A 20,765-nucleotide genomic window follows, 5' to 3' on the forward strand; every position below is an offset into this window, starting at 1 on the left:
CTACACCTCAAATTATATTTTTTCGGCCAACTCAACTGGCAAACTAGAGATCGATCTGACAGTGGTCCCCAAGAAAAAAAGTACTGACTAAAGAGCTTTTTTCGGGGCTACCTTGAATGGAAACCTGGTTTCCGATTAAGCTTCCGCTGATTTTCTTGGAGACATTGGCAAGTTGCGTATCCTCTAGGATAATACAATTTTCGATCTCACATTCTGTAATCCGGGTTCTCCTGCCCACTGTCGTATACGGTCCGATAAAGCTGTCCGTAATGACAGCATCATCGTCCAGATGAACTGGCCCCTGAATAATACTGTTTCGAATGGTCACATTGTTTCCCATTTGGATTTTTTCGGCCAGCGCTGCATCAAACATCAAGCGATTTGCTTCAAGAATGTCGTCTAATTTTCCGGTATCCTTCCACCATCCCCGGACCAGATCGCAAGTGACCCTGGCCCCGTTTTCCAATTGATTTTGGATTGCATCGGTAATCTCAAGTTCTCCCCGGCGGGACGGTTTGATTCTGTCAATCGCTGCAAAAATGCTGTGGTCAAAGGCATAGACCCCTGTGATGATCAAGTTGCTGATATACTTCTCAGGCTTTTCGTAAAGCGCTGTTACAAATCCGTCTTTCACCACCGCAACCCCGAATTGGGAAGGATTGCTGACCGTATGAAGCAATACGCTGGTGTTGGCCTTTTGCTGGTAGAAATTTTGAATGAAGCTATCCAGCTCCATATTGAAGATGTTGTCTCCAAGGATCATCACAAAATCATCGCGGCCAAGAAAGTCGGCCGCAGTCCGAACAGCATGGGCAAGCCCCAGGGATTTATGCTGACGAATATAGGTGATTGCCGTGCCCCACGCTTCTCCGCTGCCGACCGTTTTTTTTACTTGTTCCTGCGTATCCCCAACGATAATCCCAATATCATGGATACCTGCCCTGGCTATCTTTTCAATAAGATAGATCAGTACTGGTTTGTTGACCAAGGGAAGAAGCTGTTTCGCCTTGGAATAGGTCAGCGGTCTGAGCCTTGTTCCGGTTCCTCCGCTTAAAATCAGAGCTTTCAAATTATTCTCCTGCCTTTAACCGGTAAGATTTTCTATAAAGAGAGGGTTGTCTTTCTAATATAATATTGCGCAAGAACCGCAATGGTGTAACCACGGACAACTCCTCCCATATAATAAAGTGATAGTGCCCTATCAGAACCTAAAGGGATGATCAAGTAAAAAGACAATTAAGTGGAGGGAGATATAGGAATGGTAGCGCCGCTCCTAAGCTATGTAACCTTTAACCGCCTGGGCCAGACAATCAGGAGCCTTTCAAGTGTCCTTGAAACGCCGGAAAACTTTGAATTAGCAATTGTTGATAATAATTCCACAGACGGGACCTGGAAATATATCCAAAGTCTGAAGGATAGACGGATCAAATTCAAAACAAGGCTCCCTGTCAATCTAGGACAGGTCTACGCCTCAAATCTAAATCTGTCCAAGAGAAGAGATGATCAATATTTTATCGCTGTCGATCAGGATGTTGTGATTGAAAGCAAAAATTGGCTGACCTACATCCTAAGGGTGTTTAAAAATACTCCGAATATCGGTTTACTCAGTATTCATGCCGGGTTTCCGCCCCCAAATATGCCTCCGACTACCCCGGTCATCAAAAATGATTTGGTTTATCTGGAATTGACCAAGAACAGGTCTGATTATTCGCAGGATTATATGCCCGGTAGCATCCTGGCCTTGAGCCCTGATCTTATCTCTAAAATTGGCTTTTGGAGTGAAGAAAATAATTTTGGCAGCAGAGAGCTGTTTCTAAGGGCTAATCATTTTACAGCGTTTAAAACAGGAATTCTGATGAACGTGAACATTTCTATCCCGCAACAAATAATTTGCGGCAAATGCCCCGGTCAGTCCTTCTGCCGTCTGTCAAAAAACGGAGAGACAAAAACCGGAGAAACCTGCTATACCATCTACGAGAAATTAAACCATAATAAATTATTTCGAGAACAATACCGCTGGAAATTTGACGAAACAGTTAAGGATCTGCAGAGCGGTGCCCGTTCCCCATACTGCACTTCATTATTCAGCTGTAACTCCACTGCAGAGGAAAGCTACAACCTTGACTGGGCAACTGAAAACTTTCAATTCTATGCATCCAAAGCCAACTGAATATTTGCCAGGGGAGAAAAAAATGTTAAACAATGATGGTTTTTCTGAACCGGTCTATGTTACCGAACCTTTGCTTCCAGACTTGGCGGAGACTTGCAGCATGCTCGAAATAATATGGCAAAGCAGGCAGCTTAGTAATAACGGGAAGATGGTCCAAGAACTAGAAAGAAAACTGTCTGCTTTCCTGGGCGCCCGATATTTATCGGTTTTTGCAAATGGCACGAATGCCTTGCAAATTGCGTGCAAGACCCTGGATCTGTCCGGGGAAGTTATCACAACACCGTTTACCTTTGCCGCTACGGCCAACGCGCTGGCCTGGAATCATCTTACGCCGGTCTTCTGCGACATTGAAGAAGCCACGTTCAATATTGACGCCGACCGTATCGAGTCCCTGATTACGGATAAAACCACTGCCATCCTGCCGGTACACGTTTTCGGCCATCCGTGCGAGGTCGAAAAGATTGACCGGATTGCGGCAAGGCACAACCTGAAAGTACTTTATGACGGCGCCCACGCTTTTGGTGTGAAAATAAAGGGTAAACCGGTCGGCGCCTATGGAGATATCACCATGTTCAGCTTTCATGCCACCAAAATCTTTCACACCGTCGAAGGCGGCGCACTTATCTTTCGAGATCAGGACCTCCAGCAGAAAGCCAAGTGTTTGAGAAATTTTGGTCTAAAAGAAGACTATAGTGTGGACGAACCCGGTATAAACGGCAAACTGAACGAATTGCAAGCCGCTATCGGCATTTTGCTCTTAAAAGAAGTAGAAGCTGAAATAGCCCAAAGAAAATATCTTACCAACCAGTACCGGCAAGTGCTGGCTGATGTCCCAGGCATAACCGTCTCCCAGGAGGCTGAAGAAATTACAGCCAATTATCCGTATTTTGTTATCCGGGTTGATCCGGCCGCGTACGGTATCTCCCGGGACGAGCTCTATAGCCGATTGTCAAGCTTCAATATTTTTTGCCGAAAATATTTTTACCCGCTCTGCAGCAATTTCAAGTGTTTTAAGGGTCTTCCTTCATCCTCCCCAGACAATCTAGCCACAGCCAACAAAGTCGCGAAAAGTGTTCTGGCTCTGCCGCTTCACGGAAGAATGTCAGCGTCCGACGTTCAAAAAATAGGCGGTATCATCAGGGAAATTAAAATTAAAAATTAAAAATTAAAAAGGAAATCAACAAAATTTTCAATTGAATTGGGCGTGTGATCATTGGCCATAAAAGATCTCATCATTTTTGGAGCCGGCGGCTTTGGCCGGGAAGCTACCGAGCTCGTCGAAGATATCAATACAGAAAAAAAGCAGTGGAACCTGTTGGGCTATATCGACCAAACTCCAGCCAAACAAGGAAAGGTTATCAATAACTATCCTGTTCTGGGCAACCTGGACTGGCTCGAAAAAAACACAGGTCACCCTCTCTGGATTGTATGTGCGGTAGCCAGACCGACGGATAAATACCGTCTGATCGCCAGCCTGTCCTGTTTCCAGCTATATTTTGCCAACCTGATTCATCCCGCTGCCCGAATAAGCCGCTCCGTTCAATTGGGCTGTGGCAATATCATCTGCTGGAACAGTTTTCTGTCGACGGATGTCAGGATAGGCAGTCACGTAGCCTTAAATCCAGGCTGCAGGATTGGCCACGATACGGCTGTCCGGGATTACTCCTCTTTATACTGGGACGTCACCCTGGCCGGAAACGTGCAAATCCAAGAAGGTTGTGAAATCGGTTCCAAAACTGTGGTGATTCCCGAAAAAGAGATTGGCAGGTGGAGCATCATCGGGGCTGGCGCTACCGTCACCCACGATATCCCGGAATACTGCACGGCCGTCGGCGTCCCTGCCCGACCGATTAAACATTTTAAAAATTTGGTTGAGACCCATTCCCCTAAAGGACTGATGATATGAAGGAACTTTCTTCTATTTTGATCAAAACTGCGATACAGCTTGTTCTTGAAGCCATTAATCAGGCCCAGGCCTCTGCCCTGCCAAAGCGCGTCAGCCCCTTCCCTGTTCAGGTAGCCGCTGACACCCCTGCTGCGGAAATTTCTCTACAAGCGGTTCCAAAAAACATTGACTGGGAAGAATTAGACGACGACGCCATCCTTCAACAGATTCTATATCCTGGGATCCTGGAAGAAATCATCGAACCTTCTGTACAGAACCCGACAGACAGCACCTCCCCTCCTCCTTTTATCAGCTATGTTACCTTCAACCGTCTCGGGCTTACCATGCAGAACCTAAACAAGATTTTGGATTCAGACGAAGATTTTGAAATGCATATCATCGACTGCAACTCCAAAGATGATACCTGGAATTATATCAAAAGCCTTCAGGACAAAAGAATTAAATCCAAAACACGCTTTAAGGTTAACCGGGGGCCGATCTATGTCCTGAACTACAACCTCAGAAAAAGAAAACCCAACCAGTATTTCTTCACGATTGACAGCGATGTCTATATCAAGACCAAAAACTGGCTGACCAGGTATATGGAAATATTTGAAGCTTTTCCGGAAGTCGGTCTCTTAGGAACCATGCGAGATAACCCTTATCCGAGATTTCTCCCTCCCGTCATTCCTCAGGTCAATAATGATCTGTCCTATCTTCAGCTGAGAAATGCCGGCATTGATGTAATCATGGATTTTATTCCGGGATGTCTTCAGGGGTTACGGCCCGAGCTCATTGACCGGATCGGTTATTGGAATGAGGAATGCGGGTATGGCGATGCTGAATTATCACCAAGGATTGTGCATTATACACCTTTCAAAGTCGGCTTTGTCACGACCGTGGAAATTGATATGACCCAGTTCATCGGCTGTGACAAGTGTCAGGCCCAAAACCTCTGCACGCTGAACAGAAGCATAAAAACCTGCTTTATGCTGGCCAAGCAGGCCAACAGTAACGAAAGCTTTGCCAAAAAGGCCAAATGGAAATACCTCGAAGTATTTCAAGAGCTAGCCGATGGAAAAAGAACAGCCTATTGCGCCTCACTTTTGGACCCTGCATCCCGGGAAGGGAATTTGTACCATGATGCCTGGGCACTCGAGAATTTTGAATATTATTTGAGAAGATCGAACTGATCTTTACAAAACATGAACGAAGATGCTATACTTCTTTTCTAGACACAATCCGGTTGATCAGGATTTTTCAGATTTCAATTAAAATATAATATGGTTCTTAATGTGTTGGGGCAAACTTCACGAAAGTGAAGGACGCTAAAGTCATGGGTCTAAATCAGGGAATTTGAAAATGCATGCAATACAAAATGAATGGAATCCAAATGCATTTCCAGGATATTCTGACAGGATTGCCAGACTACAAGGATTTTGAACTTCTCAGGGGAGAGCAGTTCCTTTTATGGATCTGCTCTTTTTTATTTCAACTATTTTGTATATTCTAACCGGTTAGGCCAATAAAAATTGACCACACTAATGATGGAGGTGTACGATTCATGACCTTGATTCTGACCCTTGTTATTTTTGTAGCTACGTATGCACTGATCGTAACGGAGAAAATCCCGCGGGCTGTCGCCGCGGCCCTCGGTGCCTGTCTCCTGATTCTTTTAGGTATATTCCCGCAGGAGACTGCTGTGGAACACATCGACTGGAATACGCTGGGCTTACTTATCGGCATGATGATCATTGTCGATCTGACCAGACGTTCCGGTGTCTTCAGCTTTCTGGCTATTTGGGTCGCTAAGAAAGTCAAAGGCAATCCAATCAGACTGCTGATCTCTTTGGCTATACTGACTGCCATTTTATCGGCTTTTCTGGATAACGTGACGACTGTTTTGCTGGTCGTTCCGGTTTCCATTGTGATTGCTGAAACCTTGAAATTAAACCCAATACCTTTTCTGATTACCCAGATTCTAGCCAGCAACATCGGGGGAACCGCGACCCTGATCGGTGATCCTCCGAATATCATGATTGCCGGACCGGCAGAGCTTACTTTTATGGATTTCATGGTGAACCTGGCACCTGTGACGATTGTGATCTTGGCTGTTACCCTATTGGGCTTTTATTTTCTTTATCGCCAAAAGCTAAAGACCGATAAGGAATCCATCGCCCTGCTGCTGTCGCAAAATGAATACGACTATATTAAAGACTGGGCCCAGCTCAAAAGAAGCCTGGCCGTGCTCGCTCTGACCATTGTCGGTTTTATGCTGCACGCCGTCATCCATGTTGAGACCGCTACGATTGCGCTGGCCGGAGGCATGCTGCTCATGGTGCTGAGCCGTGAGGAACCGGAAGAGGTATTTCTGGCGATTGAATGGCCGACGATCTTCTTCTTTACCGGATTATTCGTTTTAGTCGGAGGATTGGTCGAAGTCGGCGTCCTGGACAAGGTTGCTGAATGGAGCCTTGGGCTTACCGGCGGTGTGCCGGTCGTCATGGCGATGCTGATTGTCTGGCTTTCCGCTATTTTTTCAGCTTTCGTCGATAATATTCCGTTCGTGGCCACCATGATTCCGTTGATTCAAAAAATCGGGGTCCTCGGCGGGCTGACCCCAGAACAGCTCCAGCCGCTCTGGTGGTCTCTGGCTCTGGGCGCCTGCCTGGGCGGAAACGGCACCATTGTCGGTGCCTCGGCCAACGTCATTGTCTCAGGGATTGCCGAAAAAAACGGCTATACGATCAGCTACAAAAAATACTTCCTGATCGCATTTCCGTTCATGCTTCTATCCATTGTGATCGCCTCGGCGTATATTTTGCTGCGGTACTATTAGATTCTTTCTCTCTCTTCAAAATGAGTATGAAGCAATCTATGGGCAGTGTCACTGAAAGGCTGGCCCAGATATTCCTGATAAAGTTTCTGGATTTCTGAATTCTCATGAGATTTTCTGATCTTTTTATTTTTATCTTCCTGATAGATCGCTTCCTGACGCTTGCGGACAATTTCAAAATTGCCGTGATGGTAGGGCTGCCCACCTCCGGCAACACAGCCTCCGGGACAAGCCATAATTTCAATGGCTTCATATTGATTCTTACCGTCCCTGATTTCCTCGAGCAGGGTCCGGGCGTTTCCGAGCCCGCTGGCAATGCCAATCCGTAGCATCTTGTCGCCGATTTGAACTGTGGCCTTTCGCAAACCTCCATCTCCCCGGAGCTGCTCGAACTCAACTTTCTGTAATTCTTCACCGGTCAGCCACTCATAAGCTGTCCGGAGCGCAGCTTCGATAACCCCGCCGCTGGTTCCGAAGATCACTGAGGCTCCTGTGGTTTCACCCAATGATTTGTCATATTCACTCGAAGGCAGATTGCTAAAATCCAGACCGGCTTCCTTGATCATTAGGCCAAGTTCCCGGGTCGTGACGACAATATCGACGTTATTATGCTCATCCTTAGTTAGTTCCGGACGCTTGGCTTCGGCTTTCTTGGCAATACAGGGCATGACGGAGACCACTACAATATTGTCCGGGTCAATGCCATTCTTCTCGGCATAATAAGTTTTAACGATTGTACCGAACATAATATGCGGTGACTTGCAGGTGGAAGGCACTTCCAACAATTCAGGGAACTGATGCTCAATAAATTTGACCCAGGCCGGACAGCAGCTCGTAAGTATCGGAAGTGTTTTATTGTTCTGCAGACGGTAGATCAGTTCTGAGGCTTCTTCCATAATTGTCAAGTCCGCTCCAAAATCCGTATCGAAAACTGCGTTAAATCCGATACGCTTTAAGGCGGTTACAAGCTGGCCGGTTGCAATCGTCCCCGGTTCCATATCAAATATTTCTCCGATGGCTACGCGGATAGCCGGAGCAGTTTGGACAATCACATATTTATCCGGATTATTTAAAGCTTCCCATACTTTATCGGTATGATTAATTTCCGTAAGCGCTGCTGTAGGGCATACCTGAACACATTGCCCGCAGTAAGTACAAGAAGACTCTACCATCGGAATATTAAAGGCAGGGCCAACAAAGGCTTCAAATCCGCGGCCGATCCCTGACAGGATACCGCAGGTTTGGACCTTATTGCACATCGTTTCACAACGCCGGCAGTAAATGCACTTGTTGGCGTCTTTGACGATCGCCTCACTGGATACGTCCTTCGGATAATTCATCCGTTCACCTTCCCAGCGGATATGCCGAACCCCTAATTCTGCAGCTAAGGCCTGAAGCTCACATTCTCCGTTTTTGGGACAGGTAAAGCATTCATTGGGATGATTCGATAACAGGAGTTCAACCGCCATTCTTCTGGCTGTAATTGCTGTAAGCGTATGCGTAAGTACTTCCATTCCATCCGTAATGGTGGTTACGCACGCCGGGACAAGTTTATCCCGGTTTGTCTTCTCATCGATTAGCTCAACCATGCAGACCCTGCAGGAAGCCGTCTGATTGACCATTTTGATATCATGCAAATCCAGATGACATAAAGTTGGAATCCGAACTCTTGCTTTATGGGCGGCTTCCAAAATGGTGATGCCTTCAGGGACCCGTAGATATTGATGATTAATTTTAAAATCAATCATTTTTTTAGCAGGATGCGTTTGTTGAACGTGGGTCATGGTTAGCCTCCTTATGATTTCAGACCAATTTTATTCTTTGCTTGATAATGGCCTTCCCCCCGAGGATGGTCGATGTCTTTTATCAGGGCCAGGTATTCGTCCCAAAAATATTTCATGGTACTGATGACCGGGCTGGGCGCAGTCTGACCAAGCCCGCAGAGCGAACTACCTTTAACCATGTAAGCGAGCTGTTTGATGGCATCTAAATCCGCCATCGTTCCTTTGCGGCGGGTAATTAGATTCAGCTTTTCATATAACCGCTTGGTACCGATCCGGCAGGGGGTGCAGCGGCCACAGGATTCATCCATCGTAAACTCCAGGTAAAACTTGGCAATATTGACCATATTATCGGTTTCATCCATGATGATCATGCCCCCTGATCCCATCATGGACCCGATACTGAGCAGGTTATCATAGTCTAAAGGAATGTCCAGGTGTTTCTCCGGGATCACGCCTCCGGACGGTCCACCCGTTTGAACGGCTTTGAATTTGTGGCCGTTGGGGATACCTCCGCCAATTTGAAAGATAATTTCTCGTAAGGTTGTTCCCATGGGGACTTCGACCAGGCCAACATTTTTGACTTTACCGACCAGCGCAAAAACCTTGGTTCCTTTACTTTTCTCTGTGCCAATGGAAGCGAACCAACTGCTCCCTTTGAGGATAATCGGAGAAATATTGGCAAACGTCTCCACATTGTTTACACAGGTCGGACAGCCCCAATATCCTTCTTCCGCAGGATAAGGCGGTTTAAAATTTGGTTCACCGCGTTTTCCTTCACAGGAGTTAATGAGCGCTGTTTCTTCCCCACAGACAAAAGCCCCGGCTCCATATTTCAACTGGATATCAAAGGAAAAAGACGTGTTGAAAATATTTTCGCCCAGGAAGCCCAATTCTCGGGCCTCCCGCAAAGCAATTTGCAGCCTAGAAATTGCCAACGGGTATTCGGCCCGAATGTAAATGAATCCGGTGGCGGCGCCAATCGCATAGCCACCGATCACCATGGCCTCTAAAACGGAATGAGGATCGCCCTCCAGGATGCTCCGGTCCATGAAAGCCCCGGGGTCACCTTCGTCTGCATTGCAAATAATATATTTGTCCTTGTTTTCTTGATTCTTTGTAATTTCCCATTTGAGACCTGTGGAGAATCCTCCTCCGCCGCGGCCTCGCAGCCCGGATTTTTTTATTTCGTCTATGACCTGATCCTGGGACATTGTTGTCAGCACTCTTCCCATGGCCTCATAGCCTCCGACCGCAATATAATCCAAGATATTTTCTGGGTTAATCAGACCGCAATTGCGCAGGGCAATCCGGTACTGTTTCAGATTCTTTGCTGTTTCTGACATCATAGCCTCCAAATAAATTTACGTACTTTGTAATCTGCGCCCGCTTCTACACCCGATCAAAGTTTATTTCCAAAGAGAGACTTTCAACTGCTTTGCCGTTTTTAATATGCTGCTCAATAATTTCCCGGACCTTGTCTTTGGTTACATTGCCATAGAGAACCGGTTGTTCGCCCGGTTTATTTACCTGAACAGTTGGTTCCGAGTGACAGCAGCCAATGCAGCCAACTGGAACAACTTTGGCATTGGATATGTTCTGGGCAGTGATCTCATCCAAAAAAGTATTGTAGGTCTCCCTTGAACCTGATGAGATGCCGCAGGTGCCCATCCCCACAAGAATTTTGATTTGTCCTTCCAGCTTTTGGACGCCTTGTTCTATATTTATATTTTTTTGGTATTCTTCTTTAATTCTTTTTAAGTCCTCCAACGAACCAACCTTCATACCAGTATCTCCTTCCGGCGGTATGATTCGAGGATGGTATCCAGGTCCTCTTCTCTCACCCGGCCAAATACTTTGTCATTGATCATCATAACAGGAGCCATGCCGCAAGTGCCGATGCAACGAACGTCTTTCAGACCGAAAAGACCGTCAGGTGTAATTTCATTGGATTCAATGCCAAGCTTTTCTTTCAGTCTTTCCATAATTTTATCCGCCCCTTTGACAAAGCAAGCAGTCCCCATACAGACACTGATCGTATGTTTTCCCCTTGGCTTGGTTGTAAAGTAGGAATAAAAGCTGACGACTCCGAATACTTCCGCTCCCGGAATTCCTAATTTCCGGGCAATAAAAAGTTGTACATCCCTCGGTAAATAGCCGAAAATATTCTGGGCCTTATGTAAGATTTCAATCAGAGCGCTTTTCGTTGTTGGTAAACTGTTAATAAAAGCTTCCAGTTCCTCGAATTTTTCTCTGGGCAGATTTTCATTGGTTGGTTCCATAACATCGATTGCCTGTGGCTTAGTCATAGCAGGTACACGATCCTTTCCGATAACAGCAATGATTTTTCTGATTGTTTCAAGACGTGGTTATTTTCAGGGCAAAGAACTATTCAGTAATAGTTTGGAAAAATAGCATAGATTTATTCAGGCAAGAGCGCGGGCATAAAATAATGCAATGAACTTCTGCATGTTCATTGCATTTCTGGTCAGCCATTATCTTGTTTTCTTCATTACTCATATCGTCATTCTCAAATTATTTACATTATTATAGAACGTATTACTCATACTATCCGTATTCCGTCTATTTCCCATTATACTGACACAGCGGATAGAAAGATCTGCTCTCCAAAGATCATTGCGGTAAATATTCCGAGGGACAAAAACGGTCCGAAAGGGATCTTTGATTTCGGGGATCTTTTTTTGACTGTGATCAGTAACAGCGCAGTAAGACCTGCATACAACGAACCAAGGAATAACGCCAACAGCACCGGCGGGCCCATAAAAAGCCCTGCTGCGGCCATCAGCTTGATATCTCCTCCGCCTAGGCCATCGGGGAAAAACAAGCTCAGAAGAAAAAGCGGTACGGAAGCCGCAAAAAATCCAATGACCCAAGTATACCACGCAGCTCCAAAATACACGCTCTGATAGATGCCGTGCAAAACACTTAAGCCCAACAGAAAAACGACCAGCTTATTCGGAATCACCCTTTTCTGCCAGTCAATAAACGACACGACAATCAGCACAGACAAAAGCATCGCCAGAAAAACACTTTCCAGGCTCAGTCCATAGGTGAACCAGACAATCAGGTACAAGATCCCGTTCAGCAGCTCGACCGCAGGATAGACCGGGGAGATTGGCCCCCGACAGTTTTTGCAGCGCCCCCGCAGAAAGAGATAGCTGAAAACAGGGATGTTCAGATACCACGAAATCAGCGTATCACAGTTCGGGCAGTAGGATCTCCCGCCAACAACGCTTTTCCCTATCGGAATCCGGTAAATGCACACATTCAGGAAACTGCCGATGACTAAACCATACAGCAGCACAATGAAAGAAATGATAATATTTTCGATCAAGACGGTACCACCTTTTTAATGCTGGAATTAATTAAAGGCCTAATGCGGATAAACAATCTCAGCCACAGTCCAGAAGATAATCAGCGATCCTACGAGTATTGGCAGAAACACCAGGATCGCCCTTTCCTTTTTCCCAATGATTGCCGCAATTCCGGCAATAAAGCCTGCTAATCCCAATGCAGCTACTGCAAACGTCGGAAAAGGCAGTGCGCCCATCATTTTCAGCACGATCAATACAATAAAAGTAATACTCAGTCCAGCCGACCATCGGCCGGAACGGGATTGGGGCCATAACTTTGCCTTCATATGATCATCCCTTCCTGTCACTTAATACCTTCAACCTTATTATTGTATATGCTCAAAAATTATTTTGATCGTTTCTAATCATTGATAATAAGCTGTGCAGCAGAAGAAACAGAATCGTACAAAATCCCAGAATGATGGGTATCCTGACGAGAATCGTGTTGTCTTTATGTTTACGTACCGCTCTTATTCCTTTTTTTCTTTTATCATTTAGTTGTTTAACTATAGAACTTAACTTTTAAAAGAGATGTTTAGTTAAAAAACACGTTCACAGCGACGCCGCAAAAACTCAGGATATAATACACGCCGATCAGAATCACCAGAAAAACCAGAACCGACCGCTCTTTCTTCCTGATAACAGCTTTCAGTCCAATAATGGCCGCTGCAATGCCTGCGGCAAAGATCAGAACGGTAATGACAACCTGCAGGGGATTATGCGAGATCAGTTCTAAGCCGGAGTACCCTTCCTTGTATGGAAGTACGGAACCCACGACAAACAAAATCCAGCTGACAATCACCAGGATGAAGGATTTTCTGCCGGACTTGCTTTTGGGTAAAATCGTGATTCTCATGACATTCACCCCTTTTTATAAAGAAAACTTGGCTGGTGCCAAGTCTTTGGCGGCTGCTTAGTTGCACTTAGATATATCAGAAAGTAATTATACTTTCTGATATACCCATAAAACCGACCTTGTTAGCGGTTAGAGTTGGCGGCTTCAATATTAATATACCATGGCTTACTGATATCGCCTATAGGCTTTCCGTTTATTCCCACTCAATCGTTCCGGGGGGTTTAGAGGTAATGTCATAAACCACGCGGTTCACACCGTGGACTTCATTGACGATCCTGTTGGAGATGACTTCGAGCAGTTCGTACGGCAGCTTTGCCCAGTCGGCCGTCATCGCATCGTCACTCGTGACCGCCCTTAAGACGATGGGATAACCGTACGTGCGTCCATCTCCCATCACGCCGACACTGCGGATAGAGGGCAACACCGCAAAGTATTGCCATACCTCCATGTGGAGTCCGGCTTTAATAATCTCTTCCCTGACAATTGCATCCGCTTCTCTTAAATAATCCAGCTTTTCCGGCGTGATTTCGCCGATGATACGGATTGCAAGCCCCGGGCCTGGGAATGGCTGGCGCCAGACAATCTCTTCCGGCAAGCCAAGTTCCAGTCCGACTTCCCGGACTTCATCCTTAAAAAGCATCCGTAAAGGTTCGATCAGTTCAAACTGCATATCTTCAGGCAGCCCGCCAACATTGTGGTGCGTTTTAATGGTTTCAGCTGTTTCGGTGCCGCTTTCTACAATATCCGGATAAAGCGTACCCTGTACCAGAAAATCAATCTGGCCTAACTTACGGGCTTCATCTTCGAACAGCCTGATAAATTCATTGCCAATCCGTTTGCGTTTTTCTTCCGGTTCGGAAATTCCTTTCACCTTAGCCATAAAACGTTCCGAAGCATCGACGAAATCCAGATTCAGGTGAAACCTTCCAATAAACGTATCCTTGACCTGCTCCGATTCATTCTTGCGCATAAATCCATGATCGACATAAATACAGGTTAGCTGATCCCCGATCGCTCTATGAACAAGTACTGCGGCGACAGAAGAATCGACCCCGCCGCTTAACGCGCATAAGACCTTTTTATCTCCGACTCTCTTCCTGATCTCCTGTACCTGGGATTCAATAAAGGATTCCATGGTCCAGTTGCCCTGGCAGCTGCATACCCTGTATAGAAAGTTTTCAAGCATTGCCTGTCCTTCCGGGGTATGTTTGACTTCGGGATGAAATTGGACGCCGTAAAAGTTCTTTTCCGGACAGTAGATTCCCGCAACCGATGTATTGGCGGTAAAGGCAGCCCGGATGAAACCGGCAGGCAGTTCCAGCACTGAGTCCCCATGACTCATCCAACACTGACGAGCACCTTTGAGTTCGTGCCAGACCCCTTCATTATATTCAATCGTGATCTCTGTTTTCCCATATTCATGGGCTTGCGGTCTCTCCACACGTCCGCCTAGCTGTACGGTCATCAGCTGCATGCCATAACAGATTCCGAGGATCGGTACCCCCAGTTCATAGATTGCCGGGTCAATGAAAGGCGCGCCCTCCTGATTGACACTAGCAGGACCTCCCGAGAAAATGATTCCTTTCGGGGCCATGTCTTTAATCTTCTCTACAGGGGTCTTATATGAAATCATCTCTGAATATACTTTTGCTTCTCTGACCCGACGCGCAATTAGCTGATTATACTGTCCACCAAAGTCAAGAACCAACACCAGTTCACGTTCCATTTGCATCATCCTTTCAACATTTCAACATTTCAGTACTGAGACTTATGATATGATTTTTCTTAACTGGCAGTAAAATGGAGCAATCTCTTTTGATTTTATTTCTCATAAACCTCGGGCTTCAAAACGCCAATATACGTGAGGTTCCTGTACATTTCGTCATAATCAAGCCCATAGCCGACTGCAAACTCATTTGGTATCACAAAGCCATTGTAATCAGGCTGAATATCGACCTGTCTCCGCTCCGGCTTGTCCAGAAGCGTGACAATCTTCAGGCTTAAGGGTTGTCTCCTGAGAAGGTTTTCCTTCAAGTATTTCAGCGTAAGCCCTGTATCAACAATATCCTCAACAATCAGGACGTGTTTGTCTTCGACACTGGTTTCCAGATCCTTCAGTAGTCTGACGGCTCCTGAAGAACGGTTGGAGCTCCCATAGCTTGAAACGGCCATAAAATCATATCTCAACGGAATTCTGATTTGCCGGATCAAATCTGCAAAAAAAGGCACAGCCCCTTTAAAAATACCAATGGTCAGAAGATCCTTGCCAAAATATTCGTTGGTAATCTGTTCACCCAGTTCAGCCACCCTTTTTTTTAGCTGTTCCTCGGTTATCAGCACCTTCGCAATCTTTCTTTCCATTTCTACCACTCCATTAAGCTATTACCACTGAATTATATCACAAGTTGAACAGGATAAAAAAGAAGGCACTGCAAAAACTGCATTCGAACATCGTTTTTACAGTACCTTCTTTTATGAAGCCAGACATTTACTCTGCCGTTTCAGGCGGCTGGATTGAAATCTTTCTTCCGATATCCTTAAATTCCAGGATCAGGGTCATCGGTTCTCCGGTTTCTTTGTTTTGCGCTCTCACTTCAACCTGCGTTACAGTTTTGGTGCTTCTGGTGATATAGAGCGTGTACTCAAAACCGGTCCATAGGGTTTCCATCATCTGATTCTGTACACTTGGTTTTAGCGTGCATACCCAGCATTTCTTGCTGTTTAGTTCTTTCTCTCCTTTAAGCATCACCTCACCGATCTCTTTCAACTGCAGACTGGCTAAAGGGTTAAGCTCCACCAGAAAGACTTTTTGGGCAACTGATACATCGCTGAATTTTACCCACGCTTTGCTGAAAGGGTCCTTGTTGTAGAGAACATCACCCACCTTAATCATTTCAACTTTGCTTCCCGCCAGCTGACCCTGAATCTGAATGTTTTCACCGCTCTTATAGCCGGTAATCCTCGTCAGTAACCGCGTTTTACCATCCACTGTCTGCTGCTGCGTTAAAGCGTAAGAAAATGAATTGGCTTTGTTCAGGTTTTCCAGGCTCAGGATAACCAGCTGCTGCGGATCGGGCTGACGCATTATGGTAATCATTCCTCCAATGACGAACAAAAAAATGATGATGGAACCAACAATGATTTTCTTTTTCATGCCTTGCCCCCCTGGCGGAGTTCTTACTTAATATTATGACCGGCTAAATCAAGGTATTACTGGTAATTCCTGTTTGAGCTGAATTATCGATTATACGATTGCATATTGGCAAATCCGGAATCAATGGATCAAATGCCGGGAGCCGCCATATCCACACCGGAAATTTGATGTCGGTGGCCGTTGTCTACGGTCGTGTAGAAATCCCAATTATGCGCATGCCATCCATTCTTCAGCGGAATTGAAGCGCTCGAAACAGCTTTGTAGTAATGCGTATGTCCATGCTCATACAAAACGAAATTTTCTGAATGATGAACATGACTATCACCAGTTGGAATAGCTATTCCCGAAATATCCAAGCATTGATGAGAATGCCCGTAATCGCAGGATGTATGCGTTGAACTTCCATGATTATGGTTTGGCGGGCTTTTCGCAGTCTGCACCATAAAAGATAACCTCCTCTTTCGATAAAATATTTTCAGAGGAGATTTTCTGAGCATATCCTATTCTTCCATTTTCAACCAAATAAGTATTTAAGGCACCATCCCGCTTTTTAATATGACTAAATTAGTAGGCCAAGTTCCTCTGCAAAGTTTTTTGCGAGGAAAGATTATTTGGCCATTCCTGACCTGTCCCCGAAAACAACGAAGATACCCAAAGACGTTCACCGAACTCTCTAAAAAGACTATCCATCTCGGGCAGTCTACTTAATTCTTAAGACAAACATTTTAAGTCTAAACTTGTATAACTAGCATATATACTACTACAAATATATTTAGAATAATAAATTTCTAAAGGTAAAGCAACCAATTCTTCTTGAGAGGAGGAATTGGACTATGACAAAACTCTATCAGACAATGATGATCATTTTTGGTCCTGTTCCCTTCTTGTAAGCCTGATCGCTTTGATTATCCAAATAATTAAACTATGTATTTAATTAAAAACTTGCCTAGATCTAGCCTTATGTGTAAAAAGTAGCCGCCTACAAATTGAACTACTTTTTACACCAAGCAATATGGTTGCTTTACCCATCTATAAGGGAAATTCCTTATAGATTTTTTGTTCACAATTTTATTTTATGAGATTGATTAACCATTTATGATAAGACAAAAAAAAGAAAGAGGCTTCCCAAAAGTTCAAAGAACTAATGAGAAACCTCTAACCGAAGGATTTATTATAACCCCTATACCAGGAGATTATTTTTATCACCTTCACGCTACCCTCACGCTATCCCGTAGGGGATATTTTTTTGTCAGCGCATGATATATCAACGGGTTTGGTCTTTTCCTACATCATACCGCCCATGCCGCCCATACCACCCATGCCGCCCATGGCAGCTGCCGAATTTTCTTTCTCAGGCAGGTCGCAGACGAGGCACTCTGTGGTTAAGAGCATAGCGGAGATCGAAGCTGCGTGCTGCAGAGCCGAACGGGTTACTTTCGCCGGGTCAACGATACCGGCTGCAATCATATCCTCATAAACTTCAGTCATCGCGTTGAAGCCTACGCCTCTAGAGCTGTTACGGACTTTTTCCACAACGACGGAACCTTCGAGACCAGCATTATTAGCAATCTGTCTGACAGGCTCTTCCAGTGCTTTACGGATAATAGCCACTCCGGTTTTCTGATCGCCGGATACGTCAACGTTATCAAGTGCAGCAATTGCATCCAGATAAGTTGTGCCGCCGCCGGCAACAATGCCTTCTTCGACTGCGGCGCGAGTAGCTGCCAGAGCGTCCTCAATGCGCAGTTTCTTTTCTTTCATTTCAGTTTCGGTAGCCGCTCCAACCTGGATGACAGCAACGCCGCCGGCCAGTTTAGCCAGACGTTCCTGGAGTTTTTCTTTGTCATAGTCGGAGGTTGTTTCTTCAATCATTTTCTTGATGGATTCAACACGGGCACTGATAGCCTGTTGGTCGCCGTTGCCATCAACGATGGTCGTTTCTTCCTTGGTTATTTTGACCTGACGACAGCGTCCGAGCATATCCAGCGAAGTATTTTCCAGTTTGAGGCCGAGGTCTTCAGTGATGACCTGTCCGCCGGTCAGAACAGCAATGTCTTCGAGCATCGCTTTGCGGCGGTCTCCAAAACCGGGAGCCTTAACGCCTACGGCCGTAAAGGTTCCGCGGAGTTTATTAACAATCAGGGTAGCCATAGCTTCGCCTTCCAGATCTTCAGCGATGATCAGGAGCGGTCTGCCAGCCTGAACTACTTTTTCCAGAACAGGAAGGATATCTGCAATCGCACTGATCTTCTTGTCGGTGATCAGAATGAACGGATCGTTTAAGATAGCTTCCATTTTATCGGTATCGGTGATCATATAGGCGGAAACATACCCGCGGTCAAACTGCATTCCTTCAACAACTTCCAGTTCAGTGGTCATGCCTTTGGCTTCTTCAACAGTGATAACACCGTCTTTGCCGACCTTTTCCATAGCCTCGGCAATCAGACTGCCGATCGTTGTATCGGAAGCGGAAATCGAAGCAACCTGAGCTATGGCTTCTTTGCTTTCTACAGTCTTGGCATTTGCTTTAACGTCAGCAACAATCGCTTCTACAGCTTTTTCAATACCGCGTTTGATTTCCATCGGATTGGCGCCGGCAGCAACGTTCTTCAGACCTTCACGAATAATGGCCTGAGCCAGAACGGTCGCTGTGGTCGTGCCGTCACCGGCTACATCGTTCGTCTTGGTAGCAACTTCTTTAACAAGCTGTGCTCCCATATTTTCAAACGGGTCTTCCAGATCAATATCTCTGGCGATCGTCACACCATCATTGGTGATTAACGGAGAACCAAATTTTTTATCCAAAACAACATTGCGGCCTTTGGGTCCCAATGTAACGCGGACAGCTTCCGCAAGCTTATTGACACCACGCTCCATGGCATGGCGGGCATCTTCGTTAAAAATGATTTGTTTAGCCACCTAAATGTTCCTCCTTTAATTCTATCAAAAAATACTTTCGAATGTTATCTGATAAGTAATACTAGGCTGTTACTTAACCAATGACTGCCTGAATATCGGCTTCTCTTAAAATCAAATATTCGTTTCCGTCATATTTAACTTCCGTGCCGGCATATTTAGAATAAATCACGCGGTCGCCGACGTTAACTTCCATTGGGATTCTTTCACCTTTTTCAACTTTCCCAGGACCTACGGCAATCACTTCGCCTTCCTGAGGCTTTTCTTTTGCGGTGTCGGGCATAATGATCCCGCTCTTAGTTCTTTCCTCAGACGGAACCGCTTTAATAATTACCCTGTCAGCCAACGGTTTGAGTTTCATAAAATAATTTCCCTCCTTGAAACCTTTATATTTTTATATTTCGCTTTATTGTTAGCACTCAATCAAGATGAGTGCTAATGCCTAGGTATAATAATATGCAACGTCTGGTAGTATTGCAACCCCATCCACGCATAACCACGGACGATTAGAATTGATTATCACTTATTTTCTTCATCAATCTTTAAATTGCTATAACGCTTAATAAATACGTTATATAGAATAACCGTAATTTTCCTTATTTATTCATTACTGTTAGCAGATTTTAATCAAGAAAATTTTCTCCGGTACGGATCCGGCGGAAGTCCTCAACAGCGGTCACCCAGATGACGCCGTCGCCAAGTTTACCGGTTAGGGCATTCTCCCTGATGATTTCCTGAACGCTTTCACTTTCCGTATTATTGACAATAATTTCGAGTTTGACTTTGGGCAGCAGCCGGACGGATACTTCCGTTCCGCGGTAAACCTCGGTGATATTCCCTTTCTGCCTTCCCCAGCCAAGTACCTGAGATACGGTAATCCCGCTGATTCCCAAATTACTGAGCGCCTTTTCCACTTGGTCAAGTTTATTGCTGCGAATTACTGCCTCAATCTTTTTCATTCCAACCTCCCCAAAGCATTATTGGATTTTTTGTAAAATGAGTTCCCACTCCTGAGGCGTATTGACATTCAGGAAACTTTCCTCGATCATTTCCTTCAGCATGCTGCCTTCCATCTCCTCAGAAATATTCGCGATCTTATGCCTGCATTCATCAGCAATATCAAAGAGACGCAGTTTGTCCTCTTTAATCCGTTTCTCGACAACATTAAGCACATTTTTGTGGTAAAAGGCGTGCAGAGGATGTAGTCTGTCCCGAACATACGGGAAAACCAACTTATAATCCTCAATCCGTTCATAAATATAGGCAATGGCTTCACTGTTTAAGAACGGCATATCACAGGCAGCCACGAAGACATAGTCATACTTAGCCACCGGAAGGATGGAATACAGCCCGCCCATCGGCCCTTTACCTTTGATTTGGTCTGCAACCGCCTGATAACCGTATCCAGAATATTGTTCAGGCTCCCTGCAGCTGATCAGGACTTCACTACAGATACTGTCCAGCACTTCCAGATTTCTTTCCAGAAGCGGTTTTCCGCCTATCTCAAGGAATGCCTTGTTCTGGCCCATTCTTTTGCTTTCTCCTCCGGCAAATAGCACTCCTGTGATCTCCAGCTTTTTCTTTTCCACGCCCATCTACCTTCAAACATATTTAGACGTTACTATTTAGACATTCCCTGCGAAATACCTTCTAATACTTGTAAACCCTAAAATAATTATAATGGTATAACAGGTACTAAGTCTGTACTTAATAATCTACCATATTTTCAGTGGAAATTACATAAATTATTTTCTCAATAAAGCTGGAAGATCTTAAAAATTAACTATTTTATG

Annotated in this window: 21 protein-coding genes and 1 riboswitch; of the genes, 5 read left to right on the forward strand and 16 right to left on the reverse strand. The window is 45.2% G+C overall.

Translation table 11 applies throughout. The features are described 5' to 3' along the window. Positions 1-43 precede the first annotated feature (43 nt). Positions 44-1,069: a glucose-1-phosphate thymidylyltransferase gene (locus tag DHBDCA_RS07665; RefSeq protein WP_015043642.1), complete on the reverse strand. Its 1,026-nt coding sequence runs from the start codon at positions 1,067-1,069 to the stop codon at positions 44-46. A gap of 189 nt (positions 1,070-1,258) precedes the next feature. Here DHBDCA_RS07665 and DHBDCA_RS07670 point away from each other — a divergent pair, with 189 nt between their 5' ends. From DHBDCA_RS07670 to DHBDCA_RS07690, 5 genes are all read left to right on the forward strand, one after another. After that, a complete protein-coding gene (locus DHBDCA_RS07670; protein ID WP_015043643.1) occupies positions 1,259-2,170 on the forward strand; it encodes a glycosyltransferase family 2 protein in 912 nt (303 codons plus the stop codon). 22 nt (positions 2,171-2,192) lie between these two features. After that, positions 2,193-3,332 (forward strand): DegT/DnrJ/EryC1/StrS family aminotransferase, encoded by a 1,140-nt coding sequence (locus DHBDCA_RS07675; protein WP_015043644.1) that lies wholly within the window; start codon positions 2,193-2,195, stop codon positions 3,330-3,332. A 51-nt stretch (positions 3,333-3,383) separates the two neighbouring features. Further along, on the forward strand, positions 3,384-4,076 hold the full coding sequence (locus tag DHBDCA_RS07680) for an acetyltransferase (protein WP_015043645.1): 693 nt from the start codon (positions 3,384-3,386) through the stop codon (positions 4,074-4,076). Next, positions 4,073-5,248, forward strand: a complete 1,176-nt coding sequence (locus DHBDCA_RS07685; RefSeq protein ID WP_015043646.1) for a glycosyltransferase family 2 protein — start codon at positions 4,073-4,075, stop codon at positions 5,246-5,248. Before DHBDCA_RS07680 ends, DHBDCA_RS07685 begins: the two co-directional genes overlap by 4 nt. 99 nt (positions 5,249-5,347) lie before the next feature. After that, a riboswitch (cyclic di-GMP riboswitch) is annotated at positions 5,348-5,491 on the forward strand. Between the two features lie 128 nt (positions 5,492-5,619). Then, complete coding sequence (locus DHBDCA_RS07690) at positions 5,620-6,894, forward strand: ArsB/NhaD family transporter (protein ID WP_015043648.1); 1,275 nt, start codon at positions 5,620-5,622, stop codon at positions 6,892-6,894. Here DHBDCA_RS07690 and DHBDCA_RS07695 read toward each other — a convergent pair. The 15 genes from DHBDCA_RS07695 to DHBDCA_RS07765 all read right to left on the reverse strand — a co-directional run bounded on the left by DHBDCA_RS07695 (position 6,891) and on the right by DHBDCA_RS07765 (position 20,567). Continuing rightward, entirely contained in the window at positions 6,891-8,675 is a 1,785-nt protein-coding gene (locus tag DHBDCA_RS07695; RefSeq protein ID WP_015043649.1) for an NADH-dependent [FeFe] hydrogenase, group A6, read from the reverse strand. The genes DHBDCA_RS07690 and DHBDCA_RS07695 overlap by 4 nt on opposite strands. An 11-nt stretch (positions 8,676-8,686) precedes the next feature. Continuing rightward, positions 8,687-10,021, reverse strand: a complete 1,335-nt coding sequence (locus DHBDCA_RS07700) for a complex I 51 kDa subunit family protein (protein ID WP_242824877.1) — start codon at positions 10,019-10,021, stop codon at positions 8,687-8,689. Between the two features lie 43 nt (positions 10,022-10,064). Next, positions 10,065-10,457 carry a (2Fe-2S) ferredoxin domain-containing protein gene (locus tag DHBDCA_RS07705; protein WP_015043651.1) on the reverse strand — a complete coding sequence of 131 codons (393 nt, stop codon included), beginning with the start codon at positions 10,455-10,457 and terminating at the stop codon, positions 10,065-10,067. Then, positions 10,454-10,981, reverse strand: a complete 528-nt coding sequence (locus DHBDCA_RS07710; protein ID WP_015043652.1) for an NADH-quinone oxidoreductase subunit NuoE family protein — start codon at positions 10,979-10,981, stop codon at positions 10,454-10,456. Before DHBDCA_RS07710 ends, DHBDCA_RS07705 begins: the two co-directional genes overlap by 4 nt. Before the next feature lie 284 nt (positions 10,982-11,265). Next, positions 11,266-12,027 carry a prepilin peptidase gene (locus DHBDCA_RS07715; RefSeq protein ID WP_015043653.1) on the reverse strand — a complete coding sequence of 254 codons (762 nt, stop codon included), beginning with the start codon at positions 12,025-12,027 and terminating at the stop codon, positions 11,266-11,268. A 39-nt stretch (positions 12,028-12,066) separates the two neighbouring features. After that, positions 12,067-12,333 carry a hypothetical protein gene (locus tag DHBDCA_RS07720; protein ID WP_015043654.1) on the reverse strand — a complete coding sequence of 89 codons (267 nt, stop codon included), beginning with the start codon at positions 12,331-12,333 and terminating at the stop codon, positions 12,067-12,069. 248 nt (positions 12,334-12,581) lie between these two features. Next, positions 12,582-12,902, reverse strand: a complete 321-nt coding sequence (locus DHBDCA_RS07725; protein ID WP_034378396.1) for a hypothetical protein — start codon at positions 12,900-12,902, stop codon at positions 12,582-12,584. 193 nt (positions 12,903-13,095) lie between these two features. Next, positions 13,096-14,628, reverse strand: coding sequence for a glutamine-hydrolyzing GMP synthase (gene guaA, locus DHBDCA_RS07730; RefSeq protein WP_015043657.1), 1,533 nt, complete (start codon positions 14,626-14,628; stop codon positions 13,096-13,098). Between the two features lie 95 nt (positions 14,629-14,723). Next, positions 14,724-15,263 (reverse strand): hypoxanthine phosphoribosyltransferase, encoded by a 540-nt coding sequence (hpt, locus tag DHBDCA_RS07735; protein ID WP_015043658.1) that lies wholly within the window; start codon positions 15,261-15,263, stop codon positions 14,724-14,726. A 127-nt stretch (positions 15,264-15,390) separates the two neighbouring features. Continuing rightward, positions 15,391-16,056: a hypothetical protein gene (locus tag DHBDCA_RS07740; protein WP_015043659.1), complete on the reverse strand. Its 666-nt coding sequence runs from the start codon at positions 16,054-16,056 to the stop codon at positions 15,391-15,393. Positions 16,057-16,184: 128 nt separating this feature from the next. Further along, positions 16,185-16,499: a YmaF family protein gene (locus tag DHBDCA_RS07745; protein ID WP_015043660.1), complete on the reverse strand. Its 315-nt coding sequence runs from the start codon at positions 16,497-16,499 to the stop codon at positions 16,185-16,187. Positions 16,500-17,340: 841 nt separating this feature from the next. Then, positions 17,341-18,975, reverse strand: coding sequence for a chaperonin GroEL (gene groL / locus DHBDCA_RS07750; protein WP_015043662.1), 1,635 nt, complete (start codon positions 18,973-18,975; stop codon positions 17,341-17,343). Positions 18,976-19,048: 73 nt separating this feature from the next. After that, complete coding sequence (gene groES, locus DHBDCA_RS07755; protein WP_015043663.1) at positions 19,049-19,333, reverse strand: co-chaperone GroES; 285 nt, start codon at positions 19,331-19,333, stop codon at positions 19,049-19,051. A gap of 262 nt (positions 19,334-19,595) precedes the next feature. Beyond that, positions 19,596-19,931: a P-II family nitrogen regulator gene (locus DHBDCA_RS07760; RefSeq protein ID WP_015043664.1), complete on the reverse strand. Its 336-nt coding sequence runs from the start codon at positions 19,929-19,931 to the stop codon at positions 19,596-19,598. A gap of 18 nt (positions 19,932-19,949) precedes the next feature. Further along, positions 19,950-20,567, reverse strand: a complete 618-nt coding sequence (locus DHBDCA_RS07765; protein WP_242824878.1) for a molybdenum cofactor guanylyltransferase — start codon at positions 20,565-20,567, stop codon at positions 19,950-19,952. Between the last annotated feature and the right edge of the window lie 198 nt (positions 20,568-20,765).

Source organism: Dehalobacter sp. DCA (genome assembly GCF_000305775.1).
GTDB lineage: Bacteria > Bacillota > Desulfitobacteriia > Desulfitobacteriales > Syntrophobotulaceae > Dehalobacter > Dehalobacter alkaniphilus.